The organism is Mesorhizobium sp. ISC11 (assembly GCF_037162595.1).
Classification (GTDB): domain Bacteria; phylum Pseudomonadota; class Alphaproteobacteria; order Rhizobiales; family Rhizobiaceae; genus Mesorhizobium; species Mesorhizobium ciceri.
Genome location: NZ_JAVSPW010000001.1, coordinates 1856897 through 1873004, shown reverse-complemented (window position 1 = coordinate 1873004; position 16108 = coordinate 1856897). Strand labels below are relative to the sequence as shown.

Genomic DNA, 16108 nt, shown 5'->3' with positions numbered 1-16108 from the left:
GCAACGACTAGATCGATCCTCGGGATGAGCCTTTCGGAGAGACGAAAAAGCCGCCGCCCGAAGGCAGCGGCTGCGGCTCATGTGGCTTGGGAGCGCTCGTAAGCCGCTCGATTCCGGCACTTGGCGGAACAGAACTTGGCTTTCGTTCTGGCAGGCTGGAACGTCTCGTGACAATGATCGCAAATGCGCGGCGCCAGGGTCGCTTTCATCCCTGCTGCCCTGCACGTTGGCGAGCACCAAAGCTGTGAATGTCGGTGCGGCTTGAACACGTGCTGGCAATGGGCGCACGGCCGCGCCGGCTTCGTTGTTCTGCCCGTCGATGCGCACACCGGTGAGCAATAGAGACCGGCCTTTGAGCGGCTAGACGGTCGGAATTCTTTCCTGCACGTCGCGCACTCCTTTTGCTCAAGGATGTCACCCCGAGCATGTCGTGCGCACGACGACGAGCAGAACCGGGATTCCTCTACCGAAGGCCGAAACGACGTGCTGCAAAACTCGCAATTGCGCTTCCGCATCTGCTGTTTTTGGGCGAGGTAGAAGGCCCGCTGTGAGACTTCCTTGCCGCGGTAATCGTCCGCTTGTTCCTGCCTGATTTTTGTTGCCAACCGGCAGAGGTCGGAACACCATGACACGCGTCGCATCTGCCGGTCTGACGTGTCGAGCAATTGGCCACAGCCGAGACAATTCTCCCGGTCGGCGCCCTCCGGCTGACCCTGCAGCCAGGTCGGACGCTGGTGACCTCTCAAACATGTTTCGATGATCGACGCGGCTTCGTCGTCTGCCCGCTGCCATGAATGGCCATCAAGGCACAATGCAGAACGAAGTCCGGCACGGCAGGCGCCCTCGAGCTCGAAGGGGCTGAGCCGCCAGTCCGCCAAGACGTCCATCATTTGGCGGACGATGTGCTTTCGTTTGTCGGCCCCGAAAATCGGGTGTTTTGCAAGCTTCTTCTGCGCCCGAAAGCCGAGCGTAATGGCGAGCATGTCCTGCGCCATGGGTGATTAGGACTGCGATTCCGCCGTGATCTCAGTTCCCTCGCGGAAGCCGAGCTCGCGCAACCCTTTGATGTCGTAAGTCACCCCCTCGCATTCGAGGCGGTCGACTTCGGAAATGTCGGCGAAATAACGAGTGCGGAAGATGACCAGGCGCACCGCATAGCGCTGATGCAGATCAGGCGCGAACTGCTCACTTTCCTTTTTGTTGATCTTCTCCGCCCAAATGGTGCGCAGCGTTTGCCACTCAAACACGGGCGCGTTCAGCGTATCAGTGCCGGTCTCAACCCGCCGAAGTATGACCAGACGTCGGTTCATGTTGCCGATGCGCATGCTTCACCGGTAAATCTTGAACGGCGCGATCAGATCGCAGGCCAGGAGCGGAATCTCGTGCGGCGTGGTGAACGTCACCGGCTGGCGCTCGACATAGTAGTGGGCGGCCATGACGTTGATTGCTTGCAAGATTGGCGGCGGAATGCTGTCTTCATCTTCGCCGTAGCCGGCGCGGAATCGAACCTGCAGAGCGTCCGCAATATACCGGCTATCGGGCCACGTCTCGCCATAGGCCGGCGTTATTTCAGGCCGCCAGGAACCGGCGCCAGAGACCCGATATGCAGAGGGATCGAGCGTTTGCAGCGTGCCGTCGGTATCGAGATATTTGAGGTGAATGATCTCCTGCAATGGCGGAAGAGGGAGCTCGATGCATGATGGAAAGCAATCAAGATACAACGTCCACTCTTGAGTAAGTAGGCAGCGCCCAAGGCGTCCTTGATTGCCGTCCAGGCGCGAGACTGCAGCGCCGATGCAAGCCTTGATGTAGGCGGCATCGACTGGCACCGGGTTAGCCGGTTCGATGCGCAGATGATTGCAAACAGGCTGGAACAGCGTGTCCGCAAGCGATTCAGGCGGGGTTTCCAGCACAAGGTTCATGGTCGACTCTCGCAAAGTGGAAAGGGCGGCCCTGAAGCCGCCCTTGAGGTCAAATGATGCGCCAATTAGGCGTTGAGCGGGGGCGAGGCGCCCAAATCGAAGTAGCCGTGCACGAACGACTCCGGGCGGTTCACCGCAAGGGCGAGCCGCTCTTCGGCGCGGATAGCGACGAGATTCCGGACAAAGAAATCGTCGTGATCGGTGGAGACCTCCACCGCGGCGTCTTCGCGATCGAACACCTGGGCGCCCATGGTCGCACCGACCAGGAATTCGCCCGCAGAGATGGCTGTCGTTTCGACAACCGCAAGGCGCCAAAGCTGCATCGTGCCGCCCAACTGGACTTGCACCCAGATATAGCGGCCGTCTTGGTCTTTCGTCAGTTCGATCGCTGCCCAGTCGTTGGGATTGAGGACAGCGAAAGTCGGACGATATTCCGCACTGCGGACTTGAAGGCTGGCGCGGCGGATCGTGTCTATCCGCGTGTCAGTGGTCCCGTTGCTGAGCGTCGACTGGCTGAAGTCCGTCGCCTGGGGAATGATGCCGTGAAGGTTCTGCCCAGTGCCGTCGCCGGCGAGAAGCTGGTTCTCCTCCACGTACTTCAGGCCGAACGTCGCCCGGCCGTTGATGTAGGACATCAGCATCGGGACGTCAGAAAGAACCTGCTTCGAGGCTGCGAACCAATGCGCGATGGTGCGAACGTTGGTCGTGACGAGCTCGAACTTCAGATCCGACTGAGGCTTGGTTGCCCCTTCCGCTACCGGCGCAGCGTTGTTGGTGAAGCCGGTTTCCTGCATAAACTCGATAGCGTTCGAAGACGTGCGACCCGGCAGGAGAAGATCCCGGATCGTCAGTTCGCGGACGGCTGGCGTGATGATGCCAGGCGCACGCTCAGGCCGGATGAGATCGCCGGCGGAGCCAGCGGCATCAGTCGTCGCAGAGGTGATCGTCGCCGCCTTGAGGTTCAGCCGCGCGGTGCCGCGTCCCTTGCTCTGCAGCGCCTTGAAGTCGTCGGTCTCGGTCAGTTGTTCGCCGATCGACTTTGCGGGAGTGTCGCCGAAGCTGCGACGGGACAGTTTCTGTTCGACCTGGAGGAGACGATCCTGAAGGCTGGCGCCATCGGTCGAAAGCTTGGTGAGCGCCGACTTGGTTTCGTCCAGCACCTTGCCGTGAGTCTTGATTTCCTCGCTCGCCTTGGTGGCGAAGGTCTGGATTTCAGTGTCGCGCGCCTTGAGCGCTTCCATCACGCTTTTGAACTCGTTCTGGTCGTCAAGGCGATCGCCGGCGGCCTTCCGCCTGAATTCGCGGGAATGAATTGTCATGTTGATTTCCTCAGATTTTGGGAAGATTGAAGCCGGAAAGCGCCTTCACAAGGTCACTGGCGGCCATTGCATTCGCCGGGTCCGCTGACTCGCTCAGCAAATGCTTCAGGCCGCGATTGGCGATCACCGCGGACTGTGAACGTGAGAATCCTGCCTCTCGCAGAAGCCTCTCGAATTCGGGAAGTGTGGGGAGCCCGCCATGAGCGAGCTTCATCTTGATGGCATCGATCCGGGCTTCCTCGTTGGCCGGCATCGTGACGATGCTGATTTCCTCGAGGTCCAATTTTGTCAGAGTGCGGATGCCGGTCTTTTCATCGTAGGAGGCTTCGCGGGTCCAATAGCCGATGCTGAGTCCGGATACGGCTCCGGCCTTCATTAGGGCATGGGCTTCGCGCGCCAACGCGACATCTTTCGTCAGCAATTTGCCTTCGACGTACAGGCCCTTGCTGTCTTCCTGCACCGTCTCGTAAACGCCAAGCGGGCGATTGGACTGATGCTGCCATAGAACAGGGATCTTGCGGCCCGTCGCCTTCCGGCTGGCCAGGCTGTCCACAAATGCACCCGGAGCCACGATTTCATTTTGGACGTCGACCACGCCGAACACGGAACCGTAGCCAGAAAAAAAGCCGTCATCTTTGACGGCTTTAATGGACAGGTCGAAGTCGCGAATCTTAATCGACATTCTTGTTTTCCTCGATGCCAAGCCACGACCGGAAAGCGGCCTTCGCCGCGGCGGTGTTGTCGCCGCCAAGACGGTCCAGTGGTGCCAGATTGGTTTGCGCGGTCAGAGCATCGGCGACGGCGCCGGCGTGCGGCAGATTGAGTTTCGCTCGGGCTTCGTTGCGGCTCATGAGCGCGTTCTGGACCATGGTCGACAGGAACGACGCCTTAGCCACGCTGTCAGCCTGCAACAGGGCCTCTCGGTTGAACTCCGGGTAAATACGCCGGCGTTCGCCAGGCCCGATCAGTTGTTTGGAGATGCGCTTTTCGATGCGCGTAAGTACCGGGTTAAGTCCGGTTGTCAGCCACTGCAAAAGCAGTTGCTCGATGCCCGTTCCCCAGGCGGTTACGCCTTGCGCAGCATGGCCGATCACAACGGGCGGCACGCCGAACCATCTGCAGATTTCCTCCACATTGAAGCGCCGAGTCTCCAGCATCTGCATGTCTTCGGGATTCAGGCTGAGCTGTTCGAACTTCAACCCCGCTTCCAAGATCATAATCTTCCCGGCATTGGTCGAGCCGGCGTACTTCGCCATGATCGCTTCAAGTTGCGGACGTTGTTCCCCTACGATTTCGGCTTCAGTGGTGAGGATGCCCGACGGCATCATTCCATTTCCAAAGATCTTACCGGCGGCTTCGTCCGCAGCGATGGCGCTGCCGAATGTCTGAACGCCGAACCTGATTGGTGAAAGGCCAAGATCACCGCCGAATCCAAAGCCTCGAATGTGGAGGACTGATTCAGCTGGGAGATCGACTGGCTTGCCGCGATCGGTGAACTTGTAGCGAAGCTCGCCAGTCTCTCGGGTCACATTGACCTGGTCGGCCGGAAGCAGATTCAGCGCGATGACACGATCACCAAGCTTGACGATCTCGGCGTAGGCATTGCCCCGCACCATCAGCCAGGCGACCATTGCGCCCCAAAATTCAAAGGCGGTCTGGTCGGCATTAGGGCTCTCGCCGATGATCTCCGCCAAGGGGTGATCGACGGCATTGCGGCCGCCGCGACCGTCCTTTTCAAAGACCTGCAGCGGCAGGCAGGAGGCGGCCTCAGAGTTGAGGCGAACACACGACCACACAGTTGCGAGTTGCATCGCTGTGGTGTCGGTGACGGCCTTTCCCGCAGCGCTGGCGCCGCCGTAGAAGTAGGACCACGGCGCCGTATCGGTGAGGCCGAAAGTCCGGCCAATCCAAGATTTGAAATTCATTAGACCACCATGACGGGGTTGTTCAGGAAGCCCTTCAGCGAAGGCTTGACTGGCGGAGGTTCGAAGCGATTGGCGACTTGCAACGCCATGGCGAGCGCCACGGCGCCGTCCACGCGAACTGGTCCGCGGCCGTTGGATTTCTCTTTGTCGATTTTCAAATTGCCGGCGGCGTCACTAACAGTGATTGCCCCGGCTACAGCGGCGGTCAGGACAGGGTGCCCGCCGTGTAGTAGCTTCCCGGATAGGGCGAGCTCTGCGAAGCGCTCTAAGGCCGGCCCCATGCTGACGAAGCCCTGCCGGAAAGGCTCCAATGGCAGTTCACAGGCGATGTCAGCCAGGTCGACTTTCAAATCGTCGCACCGGTAGGTGTCGAAGCCGATCGATTTGATGTCGAATTCCTTGGCGAGTTTTGCCAATTCGGCAGCGACGAAGCTGTAGCGGATCGTCGGGCCAGGAGTAGCGAGCATGTGACCTTCGCCGATCCATCGGCGAAATCGCTCCTGTTCGGCGGGGCGGCGCGCCTCGAGTTGGCCCTCAGGCGTCCAGAAGAGCGGCAAAACATCGAATGTCGGATCCGGATCGTCAGACGGGAAGACCAGCACCAGGGCGGTGAGATCATTCTTGCCGCTCAAGTCGAGCCCGCCGAAACAGGCGCGACCCTTCAACGCTGCCCGATCGACCGGGCCGGCGTTCTGTTTCCAGACACCTATCGTTATGATCCGGCTTTCCGGATTGGCGTCGGCGCGCTGATTGAGCCGCAGACGTCGATACGAGCTTTCGAACGCCGGCATACGCCGGGCGCGGTCGCGGGACTTCTGAAGCGCCTTGAGGTCGAGGAAATGGCCGTAGGCAGGATTGCAGGCCTTCAGTGTCTCATCACTGAACGGATCCGCGTCATCAGCCGCGGCGTGAAGTTGGAGGTAGGTGGAAGGCTCCGCGCCGGTCAGTGCGTCATCGATCAAGCGGGATAGTGGGTGATCATCGGTTTCGTTCTGGGTCGAAAGGACGATTCCAAGCGTCTCGTCACGCTTGCCTTCGCTCTCCATCAGGACGGAGAGCAATGCGCCGTCTGGCGCTTCCCCGAGCTCGTCATAGGCCCACAACGATGGCGCCAACCCTTGTGAGCGGCGGGCGTCCGCAGATAGGGCCTCGTAAACTGAATCGAGGCCGTCACCTGCCAAAACCGTGATTTTCTTGTGAAAGTCTTGGATGTTCACCCGGGCGGCGAATTCGGGGACGCGAAGGATTGTCGCCTTCATCTCGTCGAAGATGAGTCCAGCCTTGCCGCGGTCGATCGACGCCGAAAACACGGCGCCACGCTCTTCGGACTCGGGTCCAAGCAGCGCTGCTAGGCAGATGCCGGCGATCAGGCCTGTTTTGCCGTTGCCCTTCGGCTGACTGAGAATCGCGAGCGATATCTTGCGCTTGCCGGCTCCGTCCGTCGCAAAGACGTTTTCGATGAACTCCCGCTGTGACGGCAACAACCGCATTTTCTTGCCGCGGCGAATGCCCTTGGTGACAGGGAGCCACTGAAGGAAAGCGATCATCCGCTTCGAGCGGGAGAGCCCCTTCTTTTTCCAAGGTAAGCGCCGCTTGGTTTCTGCGGCCTGTTCCTTAGCAAGGCGCTGGCGAGCCGCGCCCGGTCCGCGCAGCCCCATGCCGAAACCTCACACTGATGTTATGGCGGACGATCACGGCACCGTGACCGCCCGCTCTCGATCGCGCCGACCTTGACCCCACCAAAGCCCGCGTGTGGGCATGGAGCGCCGGGGAGGTGACTTCCGTTGGCGGCCTGATCGAAGAGGCCTCTGGAGTGGCGCTCCAATGAGGTGAAAAGAACTATCGATGGCAAAACTAACTCTGCGCGCGAGAGGCACGCCGGTCTAAGCGGCGAAAAAGCTGGCGACTTTTGACCCGCCCCCGCCCTTGGGCGAGCGGAACGACGGCGCCGCCGACGATGATTTCTCGTGTATTTTCAACATGTTATTAGTTGACGAGACCACGGTTCGGGACGTACTCTGCTCCGAGTTACCTGAACCAGGGGACCAACTCCGATGCTTGAATATGGCCCGATGATCGTGCTCGCAGTGATTGCCATCGTGGTGGTGATCGGCCTGATCCCAGAGAACGCCGAAGACGCTGCGCTCAAGTTCCGCCGCCAGTGCCGAGCCGACGGGATGGACTTCCGCGAGACAGAGGCGGCGATCGCCATTCGTAAGGCGTTCGTCCAGCTGCGCCGGCTATCGTCCGACCAATGCGTTGCGAGCGGCGGCAAGATGGATCGAGACCAGATCAACCAGATAGCGGGTCAAGTTGCCATCGGCCTCGCGGCCGCGCATGGGCGTGATGCAGCCAAGACCTTCATTGGCTGGATCGACGCTTGTCCGGATGAGGAGATCCTGTACGACGACGCGCGCGCCGCGCGCCACCGGATGCACGTCGTCTCTCTGCGGTCGAAAGGCCTCTATCCGCCCAAGAACCTCGCCATGAGCGAGGATCACCGAAACGCCTTCCGGATCGTCACGTAGCGTTGAACGGGTGTCTAGCGTCCAGCGGCAGGCCATCGGCGCCGACGTCGCTGGAATAGCCGTTGCGCTCCTCTGACTGCTTGGCGCTGTCGTGGCACACCTTGCAAAGCGACTGGAACGGCCCGCCGAAGAACCGAAACCGATCGCCTCGATGACGCTGAACGTGATCGCAAACAGTGGCGGGCGTCCTCACACCAGCCCGAGCGCAAAACGCGCAATGCGGCTCCCGCCTCAACTGGCGAGCTCGAATTACAAACCATTCCTTGGTTCGATACCACGCTCGCCACGGCTGCGAAGCCCGGCGCTTGGCCTCGTACTGAGCGCGGTCCTTCATTCGCCCGCCTGTTCCGAAAATGAAAACCCGCCGCTGCCCGGTGAGGCAGGACGGGTTGATTCGGCTGGTGATTCAAATCGATCTTTCTCAGCGATACTGACTCGCAATGGTCACATACACCACCCCTAGATGAAAAGATTTCTGTTAACACTATATTTAGTGCCTATCGAAACCATAACGCAGCCAAAGGGTTAGCCGCCAAAAGAAATTTTAGGCCGCGCTGCCTCCCGGCCTCGAGCTTGGCCGCTGCCTGGCAATCTCCGAGCGCACCGCATTCCAAAACTCTGAAGTCAGGCGCTTTCGATCGTCGGGAAGGATCCCGAGCAAATCGAAATGCTTCTGCAAATCGGCATCGATCTGCTTTTCATACCGGTCTGCAAGCCTTGGAGTCCGCTGAGCAAGCCATTTTTGCGCGACGTCTCGAATCTTGCCGACACGCCGTTCTGTCGGAAATGCGATCATCGTACACCTCGGTTGCCAGGCAAAAAGTGGAAGGTCGGTGTGGCCGGTCATGCGCACCCCCTCTTGCTCTCTTCGAACAGATCATCTGAAGGCCCATCACTAGCGAGGGGCCCCGCAGGGGCAGACCGTAGGTCCGCCGAAGGCGCACCCGAGCCGGCGCTACGGCCTGGTCTAGTTGGGTTGGCAAGTTCCTTAGTCAAGTTAAGTAACGGATTTTCGTAAGAGGCACTCACGGATTTCCGTGATTGGCTTTCACGTTTTTTCGTTAAAGGGGGTAGCAAAAAACGGAAGTCCAACGAGCCGTCAAATCGCCTTGTGGTCTCCAAGAGCCCGACCTCTTTGAGAGCGGCAATGCCGTCATAGACGGTCCGGACAAGAATGCTGCATTCATCAGCGAGCGTCGTCGCGCTTGGAAAACATCGGCCGTCGTCGCTGTTCAAAAACTTGTCTACGAGCGCAAGACCAACCTTGTAGGCACTGGCGGGGAGATCAGCCTTGCGCAGCAGCACTCGCCACCGCCAAGGCTGCTTGGCCACGGCCATATGGTCACCGAGCATGAGTGGCAGACACCGTGCGCTCGTGGGCTCTGCGAAGCCGTTCTGCCGTCTCCGCCATCTCGCGGGCTCGGTCGATCTCGGCAGGCTTAGGCACCAGGCCGCAGCCCTCCTGTGCGGCTTCACGCTGCCGCAGAAGGTTCTCCAGCCGCAGACGCGCGTTCAACGCTTGTTGCTCCAAGCGGGTGAGCTCGTCGGCGCCGGTCATGACACCGCCTCAGCGTCACGCTCATCAATGCGAGCTTTGATCCAGGCATCGATTTCTTCGGCGACGTAGCCCTTCCGCTTTGGAGTGATCTTGACGAGCCGCGGGAACTTGCCGTCTTTCGTCAACTGCCAAACAGTCGTGCGGGATATCCCGACACGCTTGCAAACTTCCTTAATTGCTATGATTTGCATTCTTCGTCCGCCATTGTTGTTGTTGGTCGGACTGGTCAAATACGCTCAAAAATCGCGCTGTAAACAACGAAATATTCTATGAACAGGCAAGCCGCGACCGCAGATCGGTCGACGCTTCAATGATTGCAGGCACTTTCGCCTTGTCGCAATTTTTTTCGGTTATACGCGTACAGCCTGCGTGATCGGCAGAACAACGGCCGGTTTTTTGGTCACGACCGAATCAAGGTGATCCGCCCACATCAACAGCGCGCGGCGCTTCTCGGGTTCGTAGGTGGCGCGGTTGTAGACCCCGGCTACGCCAGCCCGAAAGCCTGAAATGTGGTTTAGCACCGCCTCAATGATATAAGGCTGCACACCCAAGCCAGCCATGCCGGTTGCGACGGTTCGGCGGATGTCATGGGGTGTCCATGGCTTCACCACCTGAAGCTTCTTTCGCACCGCCTGAGCGATGGCATTGCTTTCGATCGGTTCACCTATTTTTGTGAAGAGCGGGGCGGCCGGGTCGTCCTCGTCGGCGCTGTCCGTGGCCGCCGACACTATCGCAAGCGCGGCCGGGGAGAGAGGAACGACGTGAGTAAGGCCGTTCTTGGTTCTGGCGCCGGGGATGGTCCAAGTGGCAGACGCTAAGTCGACCTCGCATCGCTGCATGCCAGACACCTCACCGCTTCGCTGTCCGGTCAGGAATAGGAGCCTGAGAATGTCGGCCGTCTGTTTGGCAACAGCGGCGCCGGGGAGGGCGTTCCAAATGTCGCGAACCTCCTCGTCAGACAGAACACGATCACGCTTCACAGCCTTTCCCCGCGGCTTGATACCGGTCGCGGGGGAGGTCTCAAGGTAAACGCCATCAACAGCCCAGTTGAACATTTTCCGAACGACGGCGAGGATATTCGTCGACTGTGCGACGTGCCCCGCATCGGCCTTCGCTTCGATGATGTCGAGAATGTCGCGGCGCTTCACGGCAACGGCCTTCATGCTGCCTATCGTCGGGTAGACTTCGCGCTTCAACAGCCGCTCGTCTTCGGCCCACGTCTTCTTTTGCAACTTCGCGTACTTTTTGATGTAGAGGTCGCCTAAATCTTCAACCGTCATGGCCTCACGGCGGGCCCGCTTGTCGGCGGATGGGTCCTTGCCTTCCGCAACAGCTGTAACGGTCGCCAACGCCTTGGCACGCGCCTTCTCCAAACTGATGGCAGGGAACTTGCCCAGCGTCACACGTTGCTTCGCGTGGTCGCTCTCGCGAGTGAAAACGACGGTCCAGGCCTTCACACCTGTAGGGGAGACGCGGAGGACGAGGCCACGCACGACGTCGTCAAAGAAGTCTGTACGGATGTCGACCTTGATCGACTCGACAAACCGGGCCGTAAGATTCTTGCGAGGCATGCTCAGACCTACTGATGAAAAAACAGAAAATTACGCCGGGGTTCCGACAGGGTTCCACAGAACCCAAACTCACCCGAACATAACCGAACGGCCGATTACATGCAAACAGTTGGTTTTGAACGGCTTTATGTATACCAGTGCGTTCGCGATTGTCCTGCCTTGTTCGCGATTTTGGCACTTTTAATCAGTAGGTCATGGGTTCGAATCCCATCGCGCTCACCATGGTTTTAGCGTTAAATATCAGCCACTTAGGGCCTTTGAGTCTTTGAGAAAGCAGCGACTGTCCGAGTTTTCACGGCCTGCACGCCCTTCTCAAGGATCTCGCCACGGGCAACGCATGACAAGATCGTCCCACTTCGGATCGTTGATTCTACAAGTCTTTGATTTTGTTGAACGGCGGCGGCGACTCCCACCGCGATCCGACAGTCACTGCTGCCATTGATCGACCTTACCAACCGGGACGAAGCCGTCAGCGCTTCCAGAAATCGCGGTGCGGTGCGAGCATCTCATCGGCGATTTCGGGGAAGGGGCCAAAGACCTCGATCTTTTTCTGGCCGGAGTCGAGGACGGTGCGCGAAGAGAGGCTCATCGTCGGATTCTCCGCGTGATCCCCGGTGAGCGCCAGGAGCTCGGTCTCCTCGACCCCGTAAACCAGCCGCCCGATATTGGCCCAATACATCGTGCCGGCGCACATCGCGCACGGCTCGAAGGTTGAGACCAGCGTGCATTGCCACAGGAACTCCGGCGCGTAGGCAGCCGCGGCGCGCCGGGCGAGCTCCGTCTCGGCATGGCGCACCGTGTCGAGATTGCCCTGCCGCATCAGCACGCGGTCATCCGGCCCGACCAGAACGCAACCAAAGGGATGATGCCCATGTGCCGCCGCCTCGCGCGCGACCGCGTCGGCGGATCGAAGGTGGGCGAGCATCTGATCGCGTGTCATGGCAAAACCCCGGGACGCCGACATCCACCCGATGAGCGGCTCTTTGATCCGAGATTGCTGCCAAGCGATGCGAGTGGCAAGAGCGAACCGTGGCTTGAGACCTTTGCGCGGGGATATCAGACCTTTGCGCTAGAATCGCCGACCGGTCTTGGCGTCGAACAGATGAGCACAGGTGCGGTCGATCTCGATGCGCATCTGCGCGCCTTGCTTCAGCGCAAGCCGCTCCCGGAACAGGCAGGAGATTTCCTCGCCGGCGCAGTCGACCTTGGCGAAGATTTCCGAACCCGTGGCTTCCAGAAGCACGATCGTGCCGGCAATACCCTGGGAAATCGTTGCTCGGATATGTTCAGGACGGATGCCGTAGATGAGTTCACCCACGGGAATTTTTGCCAGGTTGATGCCTTCCGGCAGCGGTAGGGTCAGCCCGCCGGCGCTGCGGAAAACGTCTTCCTCGACGCGGCCGGCAATGAAGTTCATGGCCGGCGAGCCAATGAAGCCGGCAACGAACAGATTGGCCGGACGGTCATAAAGGTCGAGCGGCGCACCAACCTGCTCGACAAGGCCGTCATGCAGCACGACGATCTTGTCGGCCATGGTCATGGCCTCGATCTGATCATGCGTGACGTAAATGGTGGTGGTGCCCAGCCGCTGGTGCAACGCCTTGATCTCGCCGCGCATCTGGACGCGCAATTTGGCGTCGAGATTGCTGAGCGGCTCGTCGAACAGGAAGACTTGCGGGTCGCGCACGATGGCGCGGCCCATGGCGACGCGCTGGCGCTGGCCGCCGGAGAGCTGGCGCGGATAGCGGTCGAGCAGCTTGTCGAGGCCCAGGATGCTGGCGGCCCTGCCGACGCGGCTTGCGGTGTCGGCCGGATCGGCTTTCTTGATCTTGAGGGCAAAGCCCATATTGTCGGCCACCGTCATGTGCGGATAGAGCGCGTAGTTCTGGAACACCATGGCGATGTTGCGGTCGCGCGCCCGCAGATTGTTGACGGTGCGATCGCCAATGGCGATCCTGCCGCCCGAGATCGTTTCAAGTCCGGCAATCATGCGCAGCAGCGTCGACTTCCCGCAGCCCGACGGGCCGACCAGGATGACGAACTCGCCGTCAGCGATATCGACGCTGACATCGTGGATAATCCTGGCCGTTCCGAAAGCCTTTTGCACGTTGTTGATTGTGACCGATGCCATTGGGTTTTCCTCGAAAAAGAGTGCGATGCCGTAGCGTGCCTTCAGCCGCCCTTGACGGCGCCCGCGGTCAGTCCGGCGACGATCTGCCTTTGTGCGAACATGGTCAGGACCAGTACCGGCAGTGTCACCACCAGGGCCGCGGCGGCGAGCGGCCCCCAGCTCACTTGCTCGTAGGAGAGCATGTTGTAGACGGCGACCGGCAGCGTGCGCGTCTCACGGCTGGCGAGCACCACGCCGAAGACGAAATTGTTCCATGAGAAGATGACGGACAGGATAAAAGCGACCACTATGCCCGGCTTGGCGATGGGCAAGGCGACCAGCCGGAACACCTGCCAGGAACTGGCGCCGTCGATGTTGGCGGCCTCTTCCAGTTCCATCGGGGTGGTCTCGAAATAGCCGATCATCACCCAGACGACGATCGGCACGGTCACCACCAGATGGATGATGATCTGCGGCCACAGCGTGCCGAGAATGCCGACCCATTGGAACAGCAGGAACAGCGGGATGAGATAGGAAAGCCCCGGCGTCATGCGGGCGATCATGATGACCACCGCCGATCGCTCGGCCTTGAGCCGCGCGATGCCATAGCCGGCCGGCACGCCGATCAGCAGCGCCAAAAGCGTCGCCGTGCCGGTCACCAGAACCGAATTCCAGAGATAGAGCAGGAAATTGTTCTCCTCGAACACTTTTGCATAGTTCGACCAGGCGAGATGTTCGGGGATCAGGATCGGCGGATAGGCGCCGTTGTCGATCTCGAATTTCAGCGACAGCGAGATCATCCAGAGGAAGAACAGGATCGCCGGCGAGACGAAGACCAGGGCCGCGAAGAACAGCCCGATCCGGTTGAGCAGTCGTGAACTCATCTATTTGCCCTCCACGCCGATCCACTGCGAGCGCTGGCGCAACATCAGGAGGATGAAGGACAGGGCGACGATGACGATGAAGAACACCACGGCCATGGCCGAGCCATAGCCGATGTCGTAGTAGGAGAAGGCGGTGTTGTAGAGATAGATGTTGATGGTCTCCGAGGCCGTGCCCGGCCCGCCCTGGGTCATCGCGTAGATGATGTCGAAACTCTTCAGTGCGTCGATGGTGCGGATGATCACCGCGATCATCAGGAACGGCGCGATCATCGGCAAGGTGAGATAGCGGAATTGCTGCCAGGCATTGGCGCCGTCGATTTCGGCGCTTTCGAACGGCTCGCGCGGCACGGACGCCAGGCCGCCGAGCACGATCAGCATCACCAGCGGCGTCCACTGCCAGGTCTCGACCGCAACCAGCGACGGGATGACCGTGTTGGCGTTGAAGATCCATTCCTGCGCCGGAATGCCGACCAGCGACAGAAGATAGTTGAGGACGCCGAGCTGGGGGTGGAACATCATCGTCCAGACCAGCGCCACGGCGACGGGCGTTGCCATCATAGGCATCACGAAGACGCCGCGCAGCAGGCCACGCAGCGGAAACCTGGCGTCGAAGATCAGGGCGGCGATGGTGCCGAGCAACATCGGCGCGGCAACCGAAAGGAAGGTGTAGCTCAACGTATGGAGAAGCGATTCCCAGAAGCGTTGGTCGTACGCCAGCCGCAGATAATTCTCCATCCCGGCAAAGCTTCGCGACTGGCCGAGCGTCCAGCGGTTGACGCTCATCCACAGCGTGAAGGCCCAGGGAAAGACGATCACGGCGCCGACGACGACGAGCGCCGGAACGACGAAAGGCCAGTAGTTGGGAGCCAGCCGGATCGTCTGGCTCCCTTCGATGGCTTGCGTCGTCACCCCGGTGCGTTCTGGGGTGGTGGCGGACATCAGCCTTGCTCGCTCCTGTCGAGGACCGGCTGGAATTGGTCGGTAGCCTTCTTCAACTCCTCGGCGGGATCGGCGCCGGCGATCAAATTGGTCAGCGCCACGCCGTAGATGTCGCGGAACTCTGTGACGGGGATGATGACCGGCAGCGACAGCCGGCTGACATTGCCGGAGCCGACCACCGCATCGAGCCAGCTTGCCGGCATGGTGACACCTTCGCGCACCTTTGGATCTTCGAGCACCGATTTGCGGAACGGTACGCCGGCGCCTGCCTGCAGCAGGCGCGCGCCCATGACCGGCGACACTGCCCACTGGCAGAACAGATAGGCGGCCTCCTTCTTCTCGCTGGTGGCCGTCACGCCGATACCGTCGCCGAAGGTGCCAGCCGCGTGCGCCTTGGGACCCTTGGGCATGACGCCATAGCCGACCTTGCCGACCACCCGCGATTTTTCCGGATTTTCCATCGGCGGGGCAAAGCCGACGCCATCGAACCACATGCCGATCTTGCCTTGCAGGAAGGCGGACTGCGCTTCGGCCCAGTTGAAGCCAGTGACGCCTGGAGGCGCGGATTTGGTCATCAGCCGCTGGTAGAGGCCGGCGGCCTCGATCGCCTCGGGCGACGTCGTGCGCAGCTTGCCCTGAGCGTCGAGTGGCGTCATGTCGTAGCCGAGCATGAGCGATGTCCACACCGGCGTGTTGGCGTTCTTGATGCCGCGGGCGACGAAACCGTAAGTATTGGTCGACGGGTCGGTCAGCGCCTCGGCCGCGGCCACCAGCTGCTCGAAGGTTTCGGGATATTTGAGGCCCTTGGCCTCGAACAACTCCTTGTTCCAGTAAACGATCCAGTAGTCGACCGAGAAGGGCAGCGAGCGCAGCACGCCCTGACCGTCCTTGGCGAACAGCATGCCGGCGTCGGCGAAATCGTTTTCGACCAGACCCGGATCGGTAAGGGTGGGGTCGGCGAGATAGCCTGATATGTCGGCAAGCCAGCCGCCTTTTTCGAACTGCCGCTTCTGCACATGGTAGCTCAGATGCACGACGTCGAAGCTCGGCTTGCCGGAGCTCAATTCGATCACCGTCTTCTGGCGCTGCTGCTGCTCAGGCGTTGCCTCGGCATTGACCTTGATCCCGGTCAACTCCTCGAACTCGGCGAGATATTTTATCAGGGTGTCGCTGCGCGGGCTTTTCACCAGATTGACGTCGAGCGTCGTGCCGGCAAAGCGCTTCCAGTCGACGGCCGCGGCAAAGCCTGGGCGAACACCCACAAGGCCGGCGGCGGCAAGTGCCGCGGTTCCCTGGAGGAGTTGCCTCCTGGTTGGGTTGAACAGATTGGACGACATTTCTTCCTCCCGGTT

General features: G+C 60.4%; 18 protein-coding genes. 1 reads left to right on the top strand and 17 read right to left on the bottom strand.

The genetic code is table 11. The annotated features are described in order from the left end of the window. Positions 1 to 77: 77 nt before the first annotated feature. The 7 genes from RPF88_RS09350 to RPF88_RS09320 all read right to left on the bottom strand — a co-directional run bounded on the left by RPF88_RS09350 (position 78) and on the right by RPF88_RS09320 (position 6824). Positions 78 to 995, bottom strand: coding sequence for a hypothetical protein (locus RPF88_RS09350; RefSeq protein ID WP_337122240.1), 918 nt, complete (start codon positions 993 to 995; stop codon positions 78 to 80). Between the two features lie 6 nt (positions 996 to 1001). Continuing rightward, positions 1002 to 1325, bottom strand: coding sequence for a phage head closure protein (locus tag RPF88_RS09345; RefSeq protein ID WP_337122239.1), 324 nt, complete (start codon positions 1323 to 1325; stop codon positions 1002 to 1004). A gap of 3 nt (positions 1326 to 1328) precedes the next feature. After that, positions 1329 to 1922 carry a head-tail connector protein gene (locus RPF88_RS09340; protein ID WP_337122238.1) on the bottom strand — a complete coding sequence of 198 codons (594 nt, stop codon included), beginning with the start codon at positions 1920 to 1922 and terminating at the stop codon, positions 1329 to 1331. Positions 1923 to 1987: 65 nt separating this feature from the next. Beyond that, entirely contained in the window at positions 1988 to 3163 is a 1176-nt protein-coding gene (locus RPF88_RS09335; RefSeq protein ID WP_337123869.1) for a phage major capsid protein, read from the bottom strand. A gap of 88 nt (positions 3164 to 3251) precedes the next feature. Next, positions 3252 to 3923 (bottom strand): HK97 family phage prohead protease, encoded by a 672-nt coding sequence (locus tag RPF88_RS09330; protein ID WP_337122237.1) that lies wholly within the window; start codon positions 3921 to 3923, stop codon positions 3252 to 3254. After that, a complete protein-coding gene (locus RPF88_RS09325) occupies positions 3913 to 5166 on the bottom strand; it encodes a phage portal protein (protein ID WP_337122236.1) in 1254 nt (417 codons plus the stop codon). Before RPF88_RS09325 ends, RPF88_RS09330 begins: the two co-directional genes overlap by 11 nt. After that, positions 5166 to 6824, bottom strand: coding sequence for a terminase large subunit (locus RPF88_RS09320; protein ID WP_337122235.1), 1659 nt, complete (start codon positions 6822 to 6824; stop codon positions 5166 to 5168). The genes RPF88_RS09325 and RPF88_RS09320 overlap by 1 nt, the downstream gene beginning before the upstream one ends. 396 nt (positions 6825 to 7220) lie before the next feature. Between RPF88_RS09320 and RPF88_RS09315 the strand changes: the two genes are divergently transcribed. Further along, positions 7221 to 7694, top strand: coding sequence for a hypothetical protein (locus RPF88_RS09315; RefSeq protein WP_337122234.1), 474 nt, complete (start codon positions 7221 to 7223; stop codon positions 7692 to 7694). Positions 7695 to 8238: 544 nt separating this feature from the next. On the opposite strand, the gene RPF88_RS09310 is transcribed toward RPF88_RS09315, so the two are convergent. From RPF88_RS09310 to RPF88_RS09270, 10 genes are all read right to left on the bottom strand, one after another. Then, positions 8239 to 8541 (bottom strand): DUF6074 family protein, encoded by a 303-nt coding sequence (locus RPF88_RS09310; RefSeq protein ID WP_337122233.1) that lies wholly within the window; start codon positions 8539 to 8541, stop codon positions 8239 to 8241. Beyond that, a complete protein-coding gene (locus RPF88_RS33385) occupies positions 8538 to 9032 on the bottom strand; it encodes a helix-turn-helix domain-containing protein (RefSeq protein WP_442921273.1) in 495 nt (164 codons plus the stop codon). Before RPF88_RS33385 ends, RPF88_RS09310 begins: the two co-directional genes overlap by 4 nt. Positions 9033 to 9036: 4 nt before the next feature. Continuing rightward, the gene (locus RPF88_RS09305) at positions 9037 to 9252 is read right to left on the bottom strand and encodes a hypothetical protein (RefSeq protein WP_337122232.1); all 216 of its coding nucleotides are present in this window, start codon (positions 9250 to 9252) and stop codon (positions 9037 to 9039) included. After that, positions 9249 to 9443 carry a helix-turn-helix transcriptional regulator gene (locus RPF88_RS09300; protein ID WP_337122231.1) on the bottom strand — a complete coding sequence of 65 codons (195 nt, stop codon included), beginning with the start codon at positions 9441 to 9443 and terminating at the stop codon, positions 9249 to 9251. Before RPF88_RS09300 ends, RPF88_RS09305 begins: the two co-directional genes overlap by 4 nt. Before the next feature lie 159 nt (positions 9444 to 9602). Next, positions 9603 to 10823: a tyrosine-type recombinase/integrase gene (locus RPF88_RS09295; protein WP_337122230.1), complete on the bottom strand. Its 1221-nt coding sequence runs from the start codon at positions 10821 to 10823 to the stop codon at positions 9603 to 9605. Between the two features lie 469 nt (positions 10824 to 11292). Continuing rightward, positions 11293 to 11763, bottom strand: coding sequence for a nucleoside deaminase (locus tag RPF88_RS09290; RefSeq protein WP_337122229.1), 471 nt, complete (start codon positions 11761 to 11763; stop codon positions 11293 to 11295). Between the two features lie 129 nt (positions 11764 to 11892). After that, on the bottom strand, positions 11893 to 12954 hold the full coding sequence (locus RPF88_RS09285; RefSeq protein WP_337122228.1) for an ABC transporter ATP-binding protein: 1062 nt from the start codon (positions 12952 to 12954) through the stop codon (positions 11893 to 11895). A gap of 41 nt (positions 12955 to 12995) precedes the next feature. After that, positions 12996 to 13817, bottom strand: coding sequence for a carbohydrate ABC transporter permease (locus RPF88_RS09280; RefSeq protein WP_013531802.1), 822 nt, complete (start codon positions 13815 to 13817; stop codon positions 12996 to 12998). Then, the gene (locus RPF88_RS09275; RefSeq protein ID WP_013531801.1) at positions 13818 to 14756 is read right to left on the bottom strand and encodes a carbohydrate ABC transporter permease; all 939 of its coding nucleotides are present in this window, start codon (positions 14754 to 14756) and stop codon (positions 13818 to 13820) included. Beyond that, positions 14756 to 16093 (bottom strand): ABC transporter substrate-binding protein, encoded by a 1338-nt coding sequence (locus RPF88_RS09270; protein WP_027161536.1) that lies wholly within the window; start codon positions 16091 to 16093, stop codon positions 14756 to 14758. The genes RPF88_RS09275 and RPF88_RS09270 overlap by 1 nt, the downstream gene beginning before the upstream one ends. Positions 16094 to 16108 lie beyond the last annotated feature (15 nt).